The organism is Roseateles sp. P1_C1_2 (assembly GCF_056406535.1).
In genome coordinates, this window is the sequence record NZ_JBFUAB010000031.1 from 1 (window position 1) to 18,256 (window position 18,256).

Genomic DNA, 18,256 nt, shown 5'->3' on the forward strand with positions numbered 1-18,256 from the left:
CGGTCAAGCTGATCGCTCCGATCGCGATGGAAACCGGCCTGCGCTTCGCCATCCGTGAAGGCGGTCGTACCGTCGGCTCGGGCGTCGTCGCCACGATCCTCGCTTAAGTTTTTCAAGGCCACAGGGGCATAGCTCAATTGGCAGAGCGTCGGTCTCCAAAACCGAAGGTTGGGGGTTCGAGACCCTCTGCCCCTGCCACCCGCCACTGATCACGGCGGTTGGTTCCCTGGCTAAACAAGCATCGGCCCGCGAGAGAGATCTCGGCGGGCCTTGCTGCTGATGGCTACAAGCCAAGGCAGTGTCTGAAAAGTCGCTCCCGCAGCGACGCGTGAAAGTGAAGTGATGGCGAATTCTCCCCAAGTCGAGACGGTGACCACCGGCGCTGACAAGGCCAAGTTGGCCGTGGCGGTGCTGTTGCTGATCGGCGCGCTGGCGGCCTATTACGGCCTGTCCAAGCAAGGTGCGCTGGTGCAGTGGGCCTCGCTGGTCGTGCTGCTGGCTGCCGCTGTGGCTGCGTTCTTCACGTCTGAGCAGGGCAAGGCGCTGATCGCCTATGGCCGCGACTCGACGCGTGAAGTGAAAAAGGTGGTCTGGCCGACCCGCAAGGAAGCAACCCAGATGACGGGCTACGTGTTTGCCTTCGTCGTCGTCATGGCGTTGTTCCTGTGGATGACGGACAAGACGTTGGAATGGGTGCTGTACGACCTGATCCTGGGCTGGAAGCGCTGATCGCAAGGAATCCTGATGTCTGAAGAACAAGTCGTCACGACCGAAGCCCCGACGGGCCTGCCCAAGCGCTGGTATGTCGTTCATGCCTATTCGGGCATGGAGAAGGCCGTCGAACGCAATCTGCGTGAGCGCATCGACCGCGCCGGCATGCAGGACAAGTTCGGTCGCATCCTGGTGCCGACCGAAGAAGTCGTCGAGCTCAAGAACGGCAAGAAGGCCGTCACCGAGCGTCGTTTCTTCCCGGGCTATGTGCTGGTCGAGATGTCGATGGACGACGAGTCCTGGCATCTGGTGAAGCACACGTCCAAGGTGACGGGTTTCGTCGGTGGCGCCAAGAACCGCCCGGCCCCGATCTCGGAAGCCGAGGTCATGAAGATCGTCAACCAGATGCAGGAAGGCGTCGAGAAGCCCCGGCCCAAGGTCGAGTGGACGGTCGGCGAGGTCGTGCGCGTCAAGGAAGGCCCTTTCACCGACTTCAATGGCTCGGTCGAAGAGGTCAACTACGACAAGTCCAAGGTGCGTGTTTCGGTCACGATCTTCGGCCGCGCGACGCCTGTTGAACTGGACTTCTCGCAGGTCGAAAAGGTCTGACCCGAGTCTCCGGGTAAACTCCTGGGTTTGGTCGGCGTCCCCTAACGTCGACCCGTGATCAGTCTGCAACGAGAGGCGGACAAGAGGAGCAAAGGTAAGGACTTCGGTCCGAGTCCGATGCGCTAGCACTCAGGTGTCCAGGCTTTGCCGCCCGGGCACTGGATTGGAGAAAACATGGCAAAGAAGATTGTCGGCTTCATCAAGCTGCAAATTCCGGCCGGCAAGGCTAACCCCTCGCCCCCGGTGGGTCCTGCGCTGGGTCAGCGTGGCCTGAACATCATGGAATTCTGCAAGGCGTTCAACGCCCAGACTTCGGCTGGTGGCTTCGAGCCCGGCATGAAGCTGCCGGTGGTCATCACCGCGTTCGCAGACAAGAGCTTCACCTTCATCATCAAGTCGCCCCCGGCGACCGTGCTGATCAAGAAGGCAGCCAAGATCGAGAAGGGCTCGCAGCGCCCCCATCTGGACAAGGTCGGCAAGCTGACCCGCGCCCAGCTGGAAGAGATCGCGAAGATCAAGACCAAGGACCTGACGGCCGCCGACATCGACGCCGCTGTCCGCACCATCGCCGGCTCTGCCCGCTCGATGGGCATCATCGTGGAAGGGGTCTGACATGGCCAAGCTCACCAAGAAGCAAAAGGCGCTGGCTGGCAAGGTCGAGTCGACCAAGCTGTACGCGCTGACCGAAGCCCTGGACCTGGTCAAGAGCCTGGCCAGCGCCAAGTTCGATGAGTCCATCGACGTCGCCGTGCAACTCGGCATCGATGCCAAGAAGTCGGACCAGGTCGTTCGTGGCGCCGTCGTGCTGCCCAACGGCACCGGCAAGACCAAGCGCGTCGCCGTGTTCGCCCAAGGTGCCAAGGCTGACGAAGCCCGCGCCGCCGGCGCCGACGTCGTCGGCATGGAAGACCTGGCCGAGCGCGTCAAGGCGGGCGACATGCCCTTCGACGTGGTCATCGCCTCGCCCGACACGATGCGTGTCGTCGGTACCCTGGGTCAGATCCTGGGCCCGCGCGGCCTGATGCCTAACCCCAAGGTCGGCACCGTGACCCCGGACGTCGCCACCGCCGTCAAGAACGCCAAGGCTGGCCAGGTCCAGTTCCGCGTCGACAAGGCCGGCATCATCCACGGCACCCTCGGCCGTCGCTCGTTCGACACCGACAAGCTGGAAGGCAACCTGCGCGCGCTGATCGAGGCTCTGAACAAGAGCAAGCCGGCGTCGAGCAAGGGCATCTACCTGCGCAAGGTCGCCGTGTCCTCGACGATGGGTGTCGGCGCCCGCGTCGAAATCGCGTCGATCAACGCTCAGGCCAACGCCGCCTGAGCACAGACCAGGCCTTCGTGGCCTGGTCACTGAATCTGCACGGGGCGAGTCTGGCCCCGTGCAACAAGATTGGTGGGGCGTCGCGCCGGTTCTCCGGCGTGGCGCGTCATCCAAGACCGTTGGTGGAGACCCCTTAAATCCCGGCGCGAGTCGGGAACCAACGCAGATGGCGGTCCCGCTGAAAGGAATTCTTTCCTGACAGATGGTCGCTGAATCCCTGGCGCTCCCGAAGCCGCAAGGCCGAGAGAGCAAATGTGAGGAGTAGACCTTGAGTCTCAATCGCAACGAGAAGGCAGTCGTCGTCTCCGACGTCGCAGCGCAAGCTGCCAAGTCGCAGACGCTGGCGTTGGCCGAGTACCGTGGCCTCACCGTTGAAGCCCTGAACAAGCTGCGCGTCAATGCGCGTGCCCAAGGTGTGTATCTTCACGTGCTGAAGAACACCCTGGCGCGTCGTGCTGTCGCCGGCACCCCGTTCGAGGCTGCTTCGGAGAGCATGGTCGGCCCGCTGATCTACGGCTTTTCTGAAGACGCTGTCGCGGCTGCCAAAGTCATCGCTGACTTTGCCAAGACCAACGACAAGCTCGTCATCAAGGGCGGTGCGTACGGTGGCAAGGCTCTGGACGTGAACGGCGTGAAGGCGCTGGCATCCGTTCCGAGCAAGGAAGTGCTGCTGTCGCAAATCGCAGGCCTGCTGCTGTCGCCGGTGCAACGCGCCGCGGCCGTGCTGGCTGCCCTGGCTGCAAAGCGTGGTGAAGGTGCTGTGGCTGCTGAAGCCCCCGCCGAAGCCCCGGCCGCGGCCTGATCGACGAACAACGCGTTCACACGCAAACCATCTGTTTTTTAGGAATTAATCATGGCATTCGATAAAGACGCTTTCCTGACCGCCCTGGACAGCATGTCCGTTCTGGAACTGAACGACCTGGTCAAGGCAATTGAAGAGAAGTTCGGCGTGTCCGCCGCTTCGATGGCTGCTCCGGCCGCCGGTGGCGCTGGCGGCGGTGCTGCTGCTGCTGTTGAAGAGAAGACCGAATTCAACGTCGTGCTGACTGAAGCCGGCGCACAGAAGGTCTCCGTCATCAAGGCCGTCCGCGAAATCACGGGCCTGGGTCTGAAGGAAGCCAAGGACCTGGTCGACGGCGCCCCGAAGAACGTCAAGGAAGGCGTTTCCAAGGCCGACGGCGAAGCTGCAGTCAAGAAGCTGGTCGAAGCCGGCGCCAAGGCCGAGCTCAAGTAATGTCCTGGGGTTGGACCTGCGCAGCAGCTCCGACCCCACCGACTAGAAAAGGGGTTGCCTTTGGGCTTCCCCTTTTTCGTCTTTACGGGTTTGTCCCCGTAGAGAACAGCTGAAAGAATCGCGCGCGGTATGATGCGCGGTTCTTTCATGTGTTCTCTGATCCGACTGCAGAGAACCAGTTTGGTCGGACTTTGGTGCAACGCCAGAGTTGTCCGCCAGCGGTTGGTAGTGGCCAACCACCAAGCTCGTCATCCGCCCGTTCTGGGTGGGTGAGCCAGCCAGTCGCCGACGCGGCTCGCCCCACGGCCAGGGGTGGGCTCGACACGGAGTGTTTATGGCGCAAGCAACCCCCTACAGCTATACCGAGCGCAAGCGGATCCGCAAGAGCTTCGGCAAGCGCGAGAGCGTTCTCAACGTTCCCTATCTGCTCACCATGCAGAAGGACAGCTACGTGGCCTTCCTGCAAAAGGACGTGCCCGCCGCCAAACGCAAGCCCRAAGGGCTGCAGGCGGCCTTCCTCTCGGCGTTCCCGATTGTTTCGCACAACGGTTTCGTCGAGATGAAGTTCCTCGAGTTCAACATCGCCAAGCCGCCGTTCGACACCCGTGAGTGCCAGCAGCGGGGGTTGACCTACGCAGCCGCCGTGCGTGCGCGCCTGCAGATGATCATCTATGACCGTGAGTCGCCCCAGGCGAAGACGGTCAAGGAAATCAAGGAGCAAGAGGTCTACATGGGCGAAGTGCCCCTGATGACCGACTACGGCTCCTTCATCGTCAACGGTACCGAGCGCGTCATCGTGTCGCAGCTGCACCGTTCGCCGGGCGTGTTCTTCGAGCACGACAAGGGCAAGACGCATTCGTCGGGCAAGCTGCTGTTCAGCGCCCGCATCATTCCCTACCGCGGCTCCTGGCTGGACTTCGAGTTCGACCCGAAGGACATCCTGTACTTCCGTGTCGACCGCCGCCGCAAGATGCCGGTCACCATCCTGCTCAAGGCCATCGGCCTGAACCCCGAGCAGATCCTGGCCCACTTCTTCGTGTTCGACAACTTCCGCCTGATGGACGTTGGCGCGCAGCTCGAATTCGTCGCCGACCGCCTGAAGGGTGAAGTCGCCCGCTTCGACATCGTCGACAAGTCGGGTGCCGTCATCGTCGAGAAGGACAAGCGCATCACCGCTCGTCACGTGCGCCAGCTGGAGCAGTCCGGCACGCAGCACATCTCGGTGCCGGAAGACTTCCTGGTCGGCCGCGTGCTGGCCAAGAACATGATCGACGCCGACACCGGCGAGATCATCGCCAAGGCCAATGACGAACTGACCGACGCGCTGCTGAAGAAGCTGCGCCAGGCCGGCGTCAAGGAAGTGCAGGCCCTGTTCACGAACGAGCTGGACGAAGGCGCCTACATCTCGCAGACGCTGGCGTCTGACGAGACCGAGACGCAGCTGGCCGCCCGCGTCGCCATCTACCGCATGATGCGCCCCGGCGAGCCGCCGACGGAAGATGCCGTCGAGGCCCTGTTCAACCGCCTGTTCTACAGCACCGACACCTACGACCTGAGCCGTGTCGGCCGCATGAAGTTCAACGCGCGTGTCGGCCGTGACACGCCCGAAGGCAATATGAACCTGTCCAACGAGGACATCCTTGACGTCGTCAAGATCCTCGTCGAGCTGCGCAATGGCCGCGGCGAAGTGGACGACATCGACCATCTGGGCAATCGCCGCGTGCGTTGCGTGGGCGAACTGGCCGAAAACCAGTACCGCTCGGGCCTCGCCCGCATCGAGAAGGCCGTCAAGGAACGTCTGGGCCAGGCCGAGACCGAAGCCCTGATGCCGCACGACCTGATCAACTCCAAGCCGATCTCCGCGGCGCTGAAGGAGTTCTTCGGTGCGTCGCAGCTGTCGCAGTTCATGGACCAGACCAACCCGCTGTCGGAAATCACGCACAAGCGTCGTGTTTCCGCTCTTGGCCCGGGTGGTTTGACTCGCGAGCGCGCCGGCTTCGAAGTCCGCGACGTGCACCCGACCCACTACGGCCGCGTCTGCCCGATCGAAACGCCGGAAGGCCCGAACATCGGCCTGATCAACTCGCTGGCGCTGTATGCACAGCTCAACGAGTATGGCTTCCTGGAAACGCCGTACCGCCGCGTCGTCGACGGCCACGTCACCGACCAGATCGACTACCTGTCTGCCATCGAGGAAGGCAAGTACGTCATCGCCCAGGCCAACGCGACGCTGAACGCGGGCGGTGAGCTGACCGACGAACTGGTGTCTGCCCGTGAAAACGGCGAATCGGTGCTGACGTCGCCCGAGCGCATCCAGTACATGGACGTGGCGCCGACGCAGATCGTGTCGGTCGCGGCCTCGCTCGTGCCCTTCCTGGAGCACGACGATGCGAACCGCGCACTGATGGGCGCCAACATGCAGCGCCAGGCCGTGCCGGTGCTGCGTCCCGAGAAGGCTTTCGTGGGTACGGGCGTCGAGCGCGTCGCCGCGAAGGACTCGGGCACGGTGGTCGCGGCTCGCCGCGGCGGCGTGGTCGACTATGTCGACACGAACCGCATCGTGATCCGCGTCAACGATGACGAGACCGTGGCCGGTGAGGTCGGTGTCGACATCTACAACCTGATCAAGTACCAGCGTTCCAACCAGAACACCAACATCCACCAGCGCCCCATCGTGCGCCGTGGCGACAAGGTGGCGGCCGAGGACATCATTGCCGACGGCGCTTCCACCGACATCGGTGAACTGGCCCTGGGCCAGAACATGCTGGTCGCGTTCATGCCCTGGAACGGCTACAACTTCGAAGACTCGATCCTGATCAGCGAACGCGTCATCGCCGAAGACCGCTACACCTCGATCCACATCGAGGAACTGGTGGTCAACGCGCGTGACACCAAGCTGGGCGCCGAGGAAATCACCCGCGACATCCCGAATCTGTCGGAGCAACAACTCGGCCGTCTGGACGAGTCGGGCATCGTCTACATCGGTGCCGAGGTGAACCCGGGCGACGTGCTGGTCGGCAAGGTCACGCCCAAGGGCGAGACGACGCTGACGCCGGAAGAGAAGCTGCTGCGCGCCATCTTCGGCGAGAAGGCTTCGGACGTGAAGGACACGTCGCTGCGCGTCGACCAAGGCACGCAAGGCACCGTCATCGACGTGCAGGTCTTCACCCGTGAAGGCATCCAGCGCGACAAGCGCGCCCAGCAGATCATCGACGACGAGCTGAAGCGCTACCGCCTGGACCTGAACGACCAGCTGCGCATCGTCGAAAGCGACGCCTTCGACCGTATCGAGAAGCTGCTCAATGGCAAGGTCGCCAATGGCGGCCCGCAGAAGATCGCCAAGGGCACCAAGATCGACAAGGACTACCTGGCCTCGGTCGAGCGCTTCCACTGGTTCGACATCCGTCCGGCCGAGGAAGAGATCGCCAACCAGCTCGAGTCGATCAAGAACTCGCTCGATCAGACCCGCCACAGCTTCGACCTGGCTTTTGAAGAAAAGCGCAAGAAGCTGACGCAGGGCGACGAGCTGCCCGCCGGCGTGCTGAAGATGGTCAAGGTCTACCTGGCCGTCAAGCGTCGCCTGCAGCCTGGCGACAAGATGGCCGGCCGTCACGGCAACAAGGGTGTCGTGTCCAAGGTCACCCCGATCGAAGACATGCCCTACATGGCCGACGGCACCCCTGCCGACATCGTGCTGAACCCGCTGGGCGTCCCGTCGCGGATGAACGTGGGTCAGGTGCTGGAAGTGCATCTGGGCTGGGCCGGCAAGGGCATCGGCCAGCGCATCGGCGACATGCTGCAGCAGCACACCAAGGTGGCTGAGCTGCGCAAGCTGTTCGACGAGCTCTACAACCAGAGCGGTGGCAAGACCGAGAACATCGACGACCTGACGGACACCGAAGTGCTGGAGATGGCCTCCAACCTCGCCAAGGGCGTGCCCTTCGCGACGCCGGTCTTCGACGGCGCCAAGGAAGAGGAAATCCGCGGCATGCTGAAGCTGGCCTACCCGGACGACATCGCCGCCAAGAAGGGTCTGACTGCCACGCGCACCCAGGCCTGGCTGTGCGACGGCCGTACCGGCGAGCAGTTCGAGCGCCCGGTCACCGTCGGCTACATGCACGTGCTGAAGCTGCACCACTTGGTGGACGACAAGATGCACGCCCGTTCGACCGGCCCGTACTCCCTCGTCACGCAGCAACCGCTGGGCGGCAAGGCGCAGTTCGGCGGCCAGCGTTTCGGCGAAATGGAAGTCTGGGCGCTGGAAGCCTACGGCGCCTCGTACATCCTGCAGGAAATGCTGACGGTCAAGTCCGACGACGTGAACGGCCGGACCAAGGTCTACGAAAGCATCGTCAAGGGCGAACACGCCATCGAAGCGGGCATGCCCGAATCGTTCAATGTGCTGGTCAAGGAAATCCGCTCCTTGGGCATCGACATTGAACTGGAACGCAATTAAGGAGCAGATGCATGAAGGGACTACTCGACCTTTTCAAGCAATTCACCCCCGATGAGCATTTCGATGCCATCAAGATCGGCCTGGCATCTCCGGAGAAGATCCGCAGCTGGTCGTTCGGCGAGGTGAAGAAGCCCGAGACCATCAACTACCGCACCTTCAAGCCGGAACGCGACGGCCTGTTCTGCGCCAAGATCTTTGGCCCGATCAAGGACTACGAGTGCCTGTGCGGCAAGTACAAGCGCCTCAAGCACCGTGGCGTCATCTGCGAGAAGTGCGGCGTTGAAGTCACCCAGACCAAGGTTCGCCGTGACCGCATGGGCCACATCGACCTGGCTGCGCCTTGCGCGCACATCTGGTTCCTGAAGTCGCTGCCGTCGCGTCTGGGCCTGGTGCTCGACATGACGCTGCGCGACATCGAACGCGTGCTGTACTTCGAAGCGTATGTGGTCGTCGACAGCGGCATGACGCCGCTGAAGAAGTTCTCGATCATGAGCGAGGACGACTACGACGCCAAGCGCATCGAGTACGGTGACGAGTTCATCGCGCTGATGGGCGCCGAGGGCATCAAGAAGCTGCTGGAGGAAATGGATCTCGACATCGAGATCGACAAGCTCCGCAACGACATGACCGGCTCCGAGCTCAAGGTCAAGAAGAACTCCAAGCGCCTGAAGGTCATGGAGGCCTTCAAGAAGTCCGGCATCAAGCCGAACTGGATGGTGCTGGACGTGCTGCCCGTGCTGCCGCCGGACCTGCGTCCGCTGGTGCCGCTGGACGGCGGCCGCTTCGCGACCTCCGACCTGAACGACCTCTACCGTCGCGTCATCAACCGCAACAACCGCCTGGCCCGTCTGCTCGAGCTGAAGGCCCCTGAAATCATCGTGCGCAACGAAAAGCGCATGCTGCAGGAAGCCGTCGACTCGCTGCTGGACAACGGCCGCCGCGGCAAGGCGATGACCGGCGCGAACAAGCGTGCCCTCAAGTCGCTGGCCGACATGATCAAGGGCAAGAGCGGTCGCTTCCGTCAGAACTTGCTGGGCAAGCGCGTCGACTACTCGGGCCGTTCGGTCATCGTGGTCGGCCCGACGCTCAAGCTGCATCAGTGCGGCCTGCCCAAGCTGATGGCGCTCGAGCTCTTCAAGCCCTTCATCTTCTCGCGCCTCGAAGCCATGGGCATCGCGACGACGATCAAGGCTGCCAAGAAGGAAGTCGAGTCCGGCACACCGGTGGTCTGGGACATCCTGGAAGAAGTCATCAAGGAACACCCGGTCCTGCTGAACCGCGCCCCGACGCTGCACCGCCTCGGCATCCAGGCTTTCGAGCCCGTGCTGATCGAAGGCAAGGCCATCCAACTGCACCCGCTCGTCTGCTCGGCCTTCAACGCCGACTTCGACGGTGACCAGATGGCCGTCCACGTGCCGCTGTCCATCGAAGCGCAGATGGAAGCCCGCACGCTGATGCTGGCTTCCAACAACGTGCTGTTCCCGGCTTCCGGCGAGCCGTCGATCGTGCCGTCGCAAGACGTGGTGCTGGGTCTGTACTACGCGACCCGCGAACGCACCAACGGCAAGGGCGAGGGCATGATCTTCTCGGACATTCCCGAGATGATCCGCGCCCTGGAAAACGGCGCCGTCGAGATCACCGCCAAGATCAGCGTGCGTCTGGTCGAGTGGACCAAGGACAAGGACACGGGCGAGTTCGTGGCCGAGACCAAGCTGACGGACACCACCGTCGGCCGCGCTCTGCTGTCCGAGATCCTGCCCAAGGGCCTGCCTTTCAGCAACATCAACAAGGCACTGAAGAAGAAGGAGATCAGCAAGCTGATCAACACCTCCTTCCGCAAGTGCGGCCTGAAGGAAACCGTCGTGCTGGCCGACAAGCTGCTGCAAAGCGGCTTCAAGCTCGCCACGCGCGCCGGCATCTCCATCGCCATCGACGACATGCTGGTGCCCGCTCAGAAGCACACGCTGATCGAGCGCGCCGAGAAGGAAGTCAAGGAGATCGAGCAGCAGTACGTCTCGGGTCTCGTGACGGCCGGCGAGCGCTACAACAAGGTCGTGGACATCTGGGGCAAGGCCGGTGACGAAATCGGCAAGAAGATGATGGACCACCTGAAGGTCGAGAAGACGGTTGATCGCCACGGCAAGACCGTCGATCAAGAGTCCTTCAACTCGATCTACATGATGGCCGACTCGGGTGCCCGCGGTAGCGCGGCCCAGATTCGCCAGCTGGCCGGCATGCGGGGCCTGATGGCCAAGCCTGACGGCTCCATCATCGAGACGCCCATCACGGCGAACTTCCGTGAAGGTCTGAACGTTCTGCAGTACTTCATCTCCACCCACGGTGCTCGTAAGGGCCTGGCGGACACGGCGCTGAAGACCGCGAACTCCGGCTACCTGACGCGTCGTCTGGTCGACGTGACCCAGGATCTGGTCGTCATCGAGGAAGACTGCGGCACCGACAACGGCATGGCGATGCGCGCCCTGGTCGAAGGTGGTGAAGTCATCGAATCGCTGCGTGACCGTGTCCTCGGCCGCGTCACCGCCATCGATGTCGTGCACCCCGAGACCCAGGCTTCGCTGCTGGGCGCCAGCCACATGCTGGACGAAGACACGCTCGACGTGCTGGAGGCTGCCGGCGTCGACGAGATCAAGGTCCGCACGCCGCTGACCTGCGCCACGCGCTTCGGCCTGTGCGCCAAGTGCTATGGCCGTGACCTCGGCCGTGGCGGCCTGGTCAACACCGGTGAAGCTGTGGGCGTCATCGCCGCGCAGTCCATCGGTGAGCCGGGCACGCAGCTGACGATGCGGACTTTCCACATCGGCGGTGCCGCGTCGCGCGCTGCTGTCGCCTCGAGCGTCGAAGCCAAGTCGGACGGCATCATCGGCTTCAACGCCACGATGCGCTACGTCACCAACGGCAAGGGTGAGTTGGTCGTGATTTCCCGCTCCGGCGAGATCGTCATCTCCGACCCGCACGGCCGCGAGCGTGAGCGTCACAAGGTGCCTTACGGCGCGATCCTGAACATCAAGGCCAGCCAGACCATCAAGGCCGGCCTGGTGCTCGCGAACTGGGACCCGCTGACCCGCCCGATCATCACGGAATTCGCCGGCAAGGCGAAGTTCGAGAACGTCGAGGAAGGCGTGACCGTCGCCAAGCAGGTGGACGAAGTGACCGGCCTGTCGACGCTGGTGGTCATCGACCCGAAGCGCCGTGGTGCTGCCAAGGTCATCCGTCCGCAGGTCAAGCTGCTGGACGCTGGCGGCCACGAGGTCAAGATCCCCGGTACCGACCACTCGGTGGCCATCGGCTTCCAGGTCGGCTCGCTGATCCAGATCCGCGACGGTCAGGAACTGCTGCCCGGTGAAGTGCTCGCCCGTATCCCGGTCGAAGGCCAGAAGACCCGTGACATTACCGGCGGTCTGCCGCGTGTCGCCGAGCTCTTCGAAGCCCGCTCGCCCAAGGACGTCGGCGTGCTGGCCGAGCAGACCGGTACCGTGTCGTTCGGCAAGGAGACCAAGGGCAAGATTCGCCTGCAGATCACCGATCCGGACGGCAAGGCCCACGAGGAACTGGTGCCCAAGGAAAAGAACATCCTGGTGCACGAAGGCCAGGTGGTCAACCGTGGCGAACTGATCGTCGACGGCGCAGCGGACCCGCAGGACATCCTGCGCCTGCTGGGCATCGAGGAACTGGCGCGCTACATCGTCGACGAGGTGCAGGACGTGTACCGACTCCAGGGCGTGAAGATCAACGACAAGCACATCGAGGTGATCGTTCGCCAGATGCTGCGCCGCGTGGTCATCACCAACCCGGGCGACACGACCTACATCCTCAACGAACAGGTCGAACGTTCCGAGCTGCTGGATACCAACGACCGCATGCGCAAGGAAGGCAAGACGACGGCCACCCATGCCGACGTGCTGCTGGGCATTACCAAGGCCTCGCTGTCGACGGACTCCTTCATCTCGGCCGCTTCCTTCCAGGAAACGACCCGCGTGCTCACCGAGGCTGCCATCATGGGCAAGCGCGACGAGCTGCGTGGCCTGAAGGAAAACGTCATCGTCGGCCGCCTGATCCCGGCCGGCACCGGCATGGCCTTCCACGAGGCGCGCCGCGTCAAGGAAGCCATGGACGACGCCGAGCGCCGTGCCATCGCGCTGCAGGAGGCTGAAGAGCTGGCTGCCGCACAGATGGCTGGCGTGGACGCTGGCGACCATTCCGCCGAGTAAGGCTGAACAAGCCACGGGGCTCACGCCCCGCAAAGCCGCCCCGGCTCAGGCCGCGGGCGGCTTTTTCTTTGTCAGTCCGGCGCCCATTGTTCAGGCTTCAGGATCGCAAGGCCTCGCGGTCGAGCGCGCTTGGCCAGTGCCAGCAAAGCCTTGTCGCGCGAGATCAGCCAGCGGGCCTGCGTTGCCAGCGCCAGGTCGATGAACTTCTGGTCATCGGGGTCGCGGCAGACCAGGCGACCGGCTAGGGGTTGCGGCTCGATGGTCTCGATGGCTTCGGCATGCGTGTCGAACTGCGTCTCTATGAAGGCGAGATCCGGCGTGTAGGCAGCGGCGATACCCCGGCCCAACACGTGGCGGATCTCGTCGCGCATCGCTGGTGCCACCAGCCAGCGCAATGCGCCCGAGGTCACGGCGGAAGTCAGCGCCTGCACACGGGCGTCGCGGAACACCAGCCAGTCCATCACGACCTGGGTGTCGATGACGATGGCCGGTTTGTTCGTGGAGGGCAGGGCGGGGGCATCCATGCCGTCAGCTTACCCGGCCGAAGCCGGGTCTACGGGCAGACCCTTGTGCCGATTTCCACAGCGGTCTACAATCCTCGGCTCTTCGCCATTTGGGCGGCGTATCTCCGTGGGCGCACGCAAGTGCACCGGGCTGCGCTACCGAATGCGAGGTTCACTGACTTCAAACGGGAACAAGTCGTAATGCCAACCATCAATCAACTGGTGCGCCACGGTCGAGAGGCCGAGGTCACCAAGTCCAAGTCGCCTGCGATGCAGAACTGCCCGCAGCGCCGCGGTGTCTGCACCCGCGTCTACACCACCACGCCCAAGAAGCCGAACTCGGCTCTGCGTAAGGTCGCCAAGGTGCGCCTGACCAACGGTTTCGAGGTCATCTCGTACATCGGCGGTGAAGGCCACAACCTGCAAGAACACAGTGTCGTGCTCGTGCGCGGCGGCCGTGTGAAGGACTTGCCCGGCGTGCGTTACCACATCGTCCGTGGCTCGCTCGACCTGCAAGGCGTCAAGGATCGCAAGCAATCGCGTTCCAAGTACGGCGCGAAGCGTCCGAAGAAGTAAATCGTTTGTTCGGTTCAGTCGCTACTGACTGATCCAACGTTGTTGCGGCCCCTGAAATGTCTCAGTGGCCGAGTAAGTGGATGACCCCAGATGTCGGTGGTTGTCCAGCGGAGTCAGGCCAACAAAGCCGCCTCCAACTGAAGCAGAAGGAAGAATCCCATGCCACGTCGTCGCGAAGTACCCAAGCGCGAAATCCTGCCGGACCCCAAGTTCGGTTCCGTCGATCTGTCCAAGTTCATGAACGTCATCATGGAATCGGGCAAGAAGGCCGTCGCTGAGCGCATCATCTACGGTGCCCTGGAGCAGGTCGAGAAGAAGATCGGCAAGGACCCGCTGGAAGTGTTCATGGTTGCCCTGAACAACGTGAAGCCCATGGTCGAAGTGAAGTCCCGCCGTGTCGGTGGTGCGAACTACCAAGTTCCCGTGGAAGTTCGCCCCGTCCGCCGGATGGCCCTCGCCATGCGCTGGTTGAAGGAATCCGCTCGCAAGCGCGGTGAGAAGTCGATGGCTCAACGCCTGGCCAATGAACTGCTGGAGGCTGCAGAAGGCCGTGGCGGCGCGATGAAGAAGCGCGACGAAGTTCACCGCATGGCAGAAGCCAACAAGGCTTTCTCGCACTTCCGCTTCTAAACTCACTGTCTTTCAGCCGCCTCGGGTTTCTACCAACCCGCTGGCGGCTCATGCCTTCTGGAGCAAACCATGGCCCGCAAAACCCCCATCGAGCGCTACCGCAACATCGGTATCTCCGCGCACATCGATGCCGGCAAGACCACCACCACCGAACGCATCCTCTACTACACCGGTGTGAACCACAAGATCGGTGAAGTGCACGATGGCGCCGCCACGATGGACTGGATGGAGCAAGAGCAAGAGCGCGGCATCACGATCACGTCCGCTGCCACGACCTGCTTCTGGAAGGGCATGGACCTGGCTCGCCCCGAGCACCGCATCAACATCATCGACACCCCCGGGCACGTCGACTTCACGATTGAAGTCGAGCGCTCCATGCGCGTGCTGGACGGCGCCTGCATGGTCTATTGCGCCGTGGGTGGCGTGCAGCCCCAGTCGGAAACCGTCTGGCGCCAGGCCAACAAGTACAAGGTGCCCCGCCTCGCGTTCGTCAACAAGATGGACCGCACCGGCGCGAACTTCTTCAAGGTCTACGACCAGATGAAGCTGCGCCTCAAGGCCAACCCCGTGCCCGTCGTCATTCCCATCGGCGCCGAAGACAAGTTCACCGGCGTGATCGACCTCATCAAGATGAAGGCGATCATTTGGGACGAAGCCTCGCAAGGCATGAAGTTCAGCTACGAAGACATTCCGGCTGACCTGCAGGCTGACGCCGTCAAATGGCGCGAAAACCTCATCGAAGCCGCCGCTGAATCCAGCGAAGAGCTGATGAACAAGTACCTGGAGTCGGGTGATCTGGACGAAGAAGAAATCGTCTCGGCCATCCGCAAGCGCACCATCGCCGCTGAAATCCAGCCGATGTTCTGCGGCACCGCCTTCAAGAACAAGGGCGTGCAGCGCATGCTCGACGGCATCATCGATTTCATGCCCTCGCCGGCTGACATCCCGCCGGTGCCCGGCACCGACGAAGACGACCAGCCGGTCGTGCGCGAGCGTATCGACGAAGAGAAGTTCGCTGCGCTGGCCTTCAAGCTGATGACCGACCCCTACGTCGGCCAGCTGACCTTCGTGCGCGTCTACTCCGGCGTGCTGAAGTCGGGCGACTCGGTCTACAACCCGATCCGCGGCAAGAAGGAACGTATCGGCCGGATCCTGCAGATGCACGCCAACCAGCGTGAAGAAATCTCGGAAATTCTGGCCGGCGACATCGCCGCCTGCGTGGGCCTGAAGGACGTCACCACGGGCGAAACCCTGTGCGACCCCGACAGCATCATCACGCTGGAGAAGATGGTCTTCCCCGAGCCGGTGATCTCGCAGGCCGTCGAGCCCAAGACCAAGGCCGACCAGGAAAAGATGGGTATCGCCCTGGGCCGTCTGGCCAAGGAAGACCCGTCCTTCCGTCTGCGCACCGATGAAGAGTCGGGCCAGACCATCATCTCCGGCATGGGCGAGTTGCACCTGGAAATCATTGTCGACCGCATGAAGCGCGAGTTCGGCGTGGAAGCCAACGTCGGCAAGCCGCAGGTGGCCTACCGCGAAACCATCCGCAAGACCGCCACCGACGTCGAAGGCAAGTTTGTTCGCCAGTCGGGCGGCAAGGGCCAGTACGGTCACGTCGTGCTGACCGTCGAGCCGCAAGAGCCGGGCAAGGGCTTTGAGTTCGTCGACGCCATCAAGGGCGGCGTGGTGCCGCGCGAGTACATCCCCGCGGTGGAAAAGGGCATCATCGATTCCCTGCCGAACGGCGTGCTGGCGGGCTTCCCGGTGGTCGACGTGAAGGTCACGCTGACCTTCGGTTCCTACCACGACGTGGACTCGAACGAAAACGCGTTCAAGATGGCCGCATCCCTGGGCTTCAAGGAAGGCTGCCGCAAGGCTTCGCCGGTGATCCTGGAGCCGATGATGGCCGTGGAAGTCGAGACGCCTGAAGACTACGCCGGCAACGTGATGGGTGACCTGTCCAGCCGTCGCGGCATGGTGCAGGGCATGGACGACATGGTCGGCGGCGGCAAGGCCATCAAGGCCGAAGTCCCGCTGTCGGAAATGTTCGGCTACTCGACGACCCTGCGCTCGATGTCGCAAGGCCGTGCCACGTACACGATGGAGTTCAAGCACTACAGCGAAGCTCCGAAGAACGTGGCCGACGCGATCATCACCGCGCGTACCAAGTAAAGCCTTGGGGTTGGACCTGCGAAGCAGCTCCGACCTCACTGATCAAGCCGGCAAGGGCTCGAGCCTGCGCCGCCGTCTTCTCGTGAACCGCCCTGGGTTGCCAGTCACCGGGGATTTCCGGTTCACGAGGAAACGCAAAACCAACCGACTGGCAATGCTCTTTCTCTGGAGTCAAGAAAATGGCAAAAGGCAAGTTTGAACGTACGAAGCCTCACGTGAACGTGGGCACGATTGGTCACGTCGACCACGGCAAGACGACGCTGACCGCGGCGATCGCAACGGTGCTGTCCAAGAAGTTCGGCGGCGAGGCCAAGGCCTACGACCAGATCGACGCGGCGCCGGAAGAAAAGGCCCGCGGCATCACGATCAACACCGCGCACGTCGAGTACGAGACGGCCAACCGCCACTACGCGCACGTTGACTGCCCCGGCCACGCCGACTACGTCAAGAACATGATCACCGGTGCCGCCCAGATGGACGGCGCGATCCTGGTGTGCTCGGCCGCTGACGGCCCGATGCCCCAGACCCGCGAGCACATCCTGCTGGCTCGCCAGGTCGGCGTGAAGTTCATCATCGTCTTCCTGAACAAGTGCGACATGGTCGACGACGCCGAGCTGCTCGAGCTGGTCGAAATGGAAGTGCGCGAGCTCCTGTCCAAGTACGACTTCCCCGGCGACGACACCCCCATCATCAAGGGTTCGGCCAAGCTGGCGCTGGAAGGCGACACGGGCGACCTGGGCGAGCAAGCCATCATGCGCCTGGCCGATGCGCTGGACACCTACATCCCCCAGCCGGACCGTGCTGTTGACGGCGCCTTCCTGCTGCCGGTTGAAGACGTGTTCTCGATCTCTGGCCGCGGCACCGTCGTGACCGGTCGCGTCGAGCGCGGCATCATCAAGGTCGGCGAAGAAATCGAAATCGTGGGCATCCGCGAAGTCCAGAAGACCACGGTCACGGGCGTCGAAATGTTCCGCAAGCTGCTGGACCAAGGTCAAGCGGGCGACAACGTCGGCATCCTGCTGCGCGGCACCAAGCGTGAAGACGTCGAGCGCGGCCAAGTGCTGGCCAAGCCCGGCTCGATCAAGCCCCACACCCACTTCACGGCAGAAATCTATGTTCTGTCCAAGGAAGAGGGCGGCCGCCACACCCCGTTCTTCAACAACTACCGTCCCCAGTTCTACTTCCGCACGACGGACGTGACCGGTGCCGTGGAGCTGCCGAAGGACAAGGAAATGGTCATGCCGGGCGACAACGTCGGCATCACGGTCAAGCTGATCGCTCCGATCGCGATGGAAACCGGCCTGCGCTTCGCCATCCGTGAAGGCGGTCGTACCGTCGGCTCGGGCGTCGTCGCCACGATCCTCGCTTAATCCATGCGTGACGTGCGCTGGGCGGCTGCCGCCCGGTGCTCACCACCTGCTCTTTAAGGAACTGTCATGCAAAAGCAAAAGATCCGCATCCGCCTGAAGGCGTTTGATTACAAGCTGATCGACCAGTCGGCCCTCGAAATCGTCGAGACCGCCAAGCGCACCGGCGCCATCGTCAAGGGCCCCGTGCCCCTGCCGACGCGCATGGAGCGTTTCGACATCCTGCGTTCGCCCCACGTCAACAAGACGAGCCGCGACCAGTTCGAGATCCGCACCCACCAGCGCCTGATGGACATCGTCGACCCGACCGACAAGACGGTTGACGCGTTGATGAAGCTCGACCTGCCCGCCGGCGTCGACGTCGAAATCAAGCTGCAGTAATTCCAGGCCTTCGGGCTTGTGAACCCAAGGCCCCGACCCTGTCTCAACAGGGTCGGGGCCTTGT

Annotated in this window: 15 protein-coding genes and 1 tRNA gene; 15 read left to right on the forward strand and 1 reads right to left on the reverse strand. The window is 63.0% G+C overall.

Going from position 1 to position 18,256, the window contains the following annotated elements:
• The 10 genes from AC1D2H_RS26405 to rpoC form a co-directional block, all read left to right on the forward strand.
• The coding region (locus tag AC1D2H_RS26405) for an EF-Tu C-terminal domain-related protein (protein ID WP_478012979.1) at nucleotides 1-107 on the forward strand (107 nt) is incomplete at its 5' end.
• A 15-nt stretch (nucleotides 108-122) separates the two neighbouring features.
• Nucleotides 123-198: transfer RNA gene (locus AC1D2H_RS26410), tRNA-Trp, on the forward strand.
• A 144-nt stretch (nucleotides 199-342) separates the two neighbouring features.
• Nucleotides 343-729: a preprotein translocase subunit SecE gene (gene secE / locus AC1D2H_RS26415; RefSeq protein ID WP_477937726.1), complete on the forward strand. Its 387-nt coding sequence runs from the start codon at nucleotides 343-345 to the stop codon at nucleotides 727-729.
• 15 nt (nucleotides 730-744) lie between these two features.
• On the forward strand, nucleotides 745-1,320 hold the full coding sequence (gene nusG, locus AC1D2H_RS26420; RefSeq protein ID WP_477937724.1) for a transcription termination/antitermination protein NusG: 576 nt from the start codon (nucleotides 745-747) through the stop codon (nucleotides 1,318-1,320).
• A 174-nt stretch (nucleotides 1,321-1,494) separates the two neighbouring features.
• Nucleotides 1,495-1,932: a 50S ribosomal protein L11 gene (rplK, locus tag AC1D2H_RS26425; protein WP_477937723.1), complete on the forward strand. Its 438-nt coding sequence runs from the start codon at nucleotides 1,495-1,497 to the stop codon at nucleotides 1,930-1,932.
• Nucleotide 1,933: 1 nt separating this feature from the next.
• A complete protein-coding gene (gene rplA / locus AC1D2H_RS26430; RefSeq protein WP_056194799.1) occupies nucleotides 1,934-2,644 on the forward strand; it encodes a 50S ribosomal protein L1 in 711 nt (236 codons plus the stop codon).
• Nucleotides 2,645-2,912: 268 nt separating this feature from the next.
• Nucleotides 2,913-3,446, forward strand: coding sequence for a 50S ribosomal protein L10 (rplJ, locus tag AC1D2H_RS26435; RefSeq protein WP_478012952.1), 534 nt, complete (start codon nucleotides 2,913-2,915; stop codon nucleotides 3,444-3,446).
• 51 nt (nucleotides 3,447-3,497) lie between these two features.
• The gene (gene rplL / locus AC1D2H_RS26440; protein WP_477937717.1) at nucleotides 3,498-3,878 is read left to right on the forward strand and encodes a 50S ribosomal protein L7/L12; all 381 of its coding nucleotides are present in this window, start codon (nucleotides 3,498-3,500) and stop codon (nucleotides 3,876-3,878) included.
• Between the two features lie 334 nt (nucleotides 3,879-4,212).
• Nucleotides 4,213-8,334 carry a DNA-directed RNA polymerase subunit beta gene (gene rpoB, locus AC1D2H_RS26445; RefSeq protein WP_478012953.1) on the forward strand — a complete coding sequence of 1,374 codons (4,122 nt, stop codon included), beginning with the start codon at nucleotides 4,213-4,215 and terminating at the stop codon, nucleotides 8,332-8,334.
• 11 nt (nucleotides 8,335-8,345) lie between these two features.
• Nucleotides 8,346-12,563: a DNA-directed RNA polymerase subunit beta' gene (gene rpoC / locus AC1D2H_RS26450; RefSeq protein ID WP_477937713.1), complete on the forward strand. Its 4,218-nt coding sequence runs from the start codon at nucleotides 8,346-8,348 to the stop codon at nucleotides 12,561-12,563.
• A gap of 71 nt (nucleotides 12,564-12,634) precedes the next feature.
• On the opposite strand, the gene AC1D2H_RS26455 is transcribed toward rpoC, so the two are convergent.
• Complete coding sequence (locus AC1D2H_RS26455) at nucleotides 12,635-13,087, reverse strand: putative toxin-antitoxin system toxin component, PIN family (protein ID WP_477937711.1); 453 nt, start codon at nucleotides 13,085-13,087, stop codon at nucleotides 12,635-12,637.
• A 180-nt stretch (nucleotides 13,088-13,267) separates the two neighbouring features.
• On the opposite strand from AC1D2H_RS26455, the gene rpsL reads away from it, so the two are divergent.
• The 5 genes from rpsL (at nucleotide 13,268) to rpsJ (ending at nucleotide 18,192) form a co-directional block, all read left to right on the forward strand.
• Nucleotides 13,268-13,642 (forward strand): 30S ribosomal protein S12, encoded by a 375-nt coding sequence (gene rpsL, locus AC1D2H_RS26460; protein WP_056194784.1) that lies wholly within the window; start codon nucleotides 13,268-13,270, stop codon nucleotides 13,640-13,642.
• A gap of 159 nt (nucleotides 13,643-13,801) precedes the next feature.
• On the forward strand, nucleotides 13,802-14,272 hold the full coding sequence (gene rpsG / locus AC1D2H_RS26465) for a 30S ribosomal protein S7 (protein WP_056194782.1): 471 nt from the start codon (nucleotides 13,802-13,804) through the stop codon (nucleotides 14,270-14,272).
• A 69-nt stretch (nucleotides 14,273-14,341) separates the two neighbouring features.
• Nucleotides 14,342-16,444, forward strand: a complete 2,103-nt coding sequence (fusA, locus tag AC1D2H_RS26470) for an elongation factor G (protein ID WP_478012954.1) — start codon at nucleotides 14,342-14,344, stop codon at nucleotides 16,442-16,444.
• 179 nt (nucleotides 16,445-16,623) lie between these two features.
• A complete protein-coding gene (tuf, locus tag AC1D2H_RS26475; RefSeq protein ID WP_163939673.1) occupies nucleotides 16,624-17,814 on the forward strand; it encodes an elongation factor Tu in 1,191 nt (396 codons plus the stop codon).
• A gap of 66 nt (nucleotides 17,815-17,880) precedes the next feature.
• Nucleotides 17,881-18,192: a 30S ribosomal protein S10 gene (rpsJ, locus tag AC1D2H_RS26480; protein ID WP_056194266.1), complete on the forward strand. Its 312-nt coding sequence runs from the start codon at nucleotides 17,881-17,883 to the stop codon at nucleotides 18,190-18,192.
• Nucleotides 18,193-18,256: the final 64 nt, after the last annotated feature.

What these genes read in the sequence shown, in the direction of transcription:
- secE (WP_477937726.1), top strand. Translation starts at nt 343, where the DNA reads ATGGCGAATTCTCCCCAAGTCGAGACGGTGACCACCGGCGCTGACAAG.
- nusG (WP_477937724.1), top strand. Translation starts at nt 745, where the DNA reads ATGTCTGAAGAACAAGTCGTCACGACCGAAGCCCCGACGGGCCTGCCC.
- rplK (WP_477937723.1), top strand. Translation starts at nt 1,495, where the DNA reads ATGGCAAAGAAGATTGTCGGCTTCATCAAGCTGCAAATTCCGGCCGGC.
- rplA (WP_056194799.1), top strand. Translation starts at nt 1,934, where the DNA reads ATGGCCAAGCTCACCAAGAAGCAAAAGGCGCTGGCTGGCAAGGTCGAG.
- rplL (WP_477937717.1), top strand. Translation starts at nt 3,498, where the DNA reads ATGGCATTCGATAAAGACGCTTTCCTGACCGCCCTGGACAGCATGTCC.
- rpoC (WP_477937713.1), top strand. Translation starts at nt 8,346, where the DNA reads ATGAAGGGACTACTCGACCTTTTCAAGCAATTCACCCCCGATGAGCAT.
- AC1D2H_RS26455 (WP_477937711.1), bottom strand. Translation starts at nt 13,087, where the DNA reads ATGGATGCCCCCGCCCTGCCCTCCACGAACAAACCGGCCATCGTCATC.
- rpsL (WP_056194784.1), top strand. Translation starts at nt 13,268, where the DNA reads ATGCCAACCATCAATCAACTGGTGCGCCACGGTCGAGAGGCCGAGGTC.
- rpsG (WP_056194782.1), top strand. Translation starts at nt 13,802, where the DNA reads ATGCCACGTCGTCGCGAAGTACCCAAGCGCGAAATCCTGCCGGACCCC.
- fusA (WP_478012954.1), top strand. Translation starts at nt 14,342, where the DNA reads ATGGCCCGCAAAACCCCCATCGAGCGCTACCGCAACATCGGTATCTCC.
- tuf (WP_163939673.1), top strand. Translation starts at nt 16,624, where the DNA reads ATGGCAAAAGGCAAGTTTGAACGTACGAAGCCTCACGTGAACGTGGGC.
- rpsJ (WP_056194266.1), top strand. Translation starts at nt 17,881, where the DNA reads ATGCAAAAGCAAAAGATCCGCATCCGCCTGAAGGCGTTTGATTACAAG.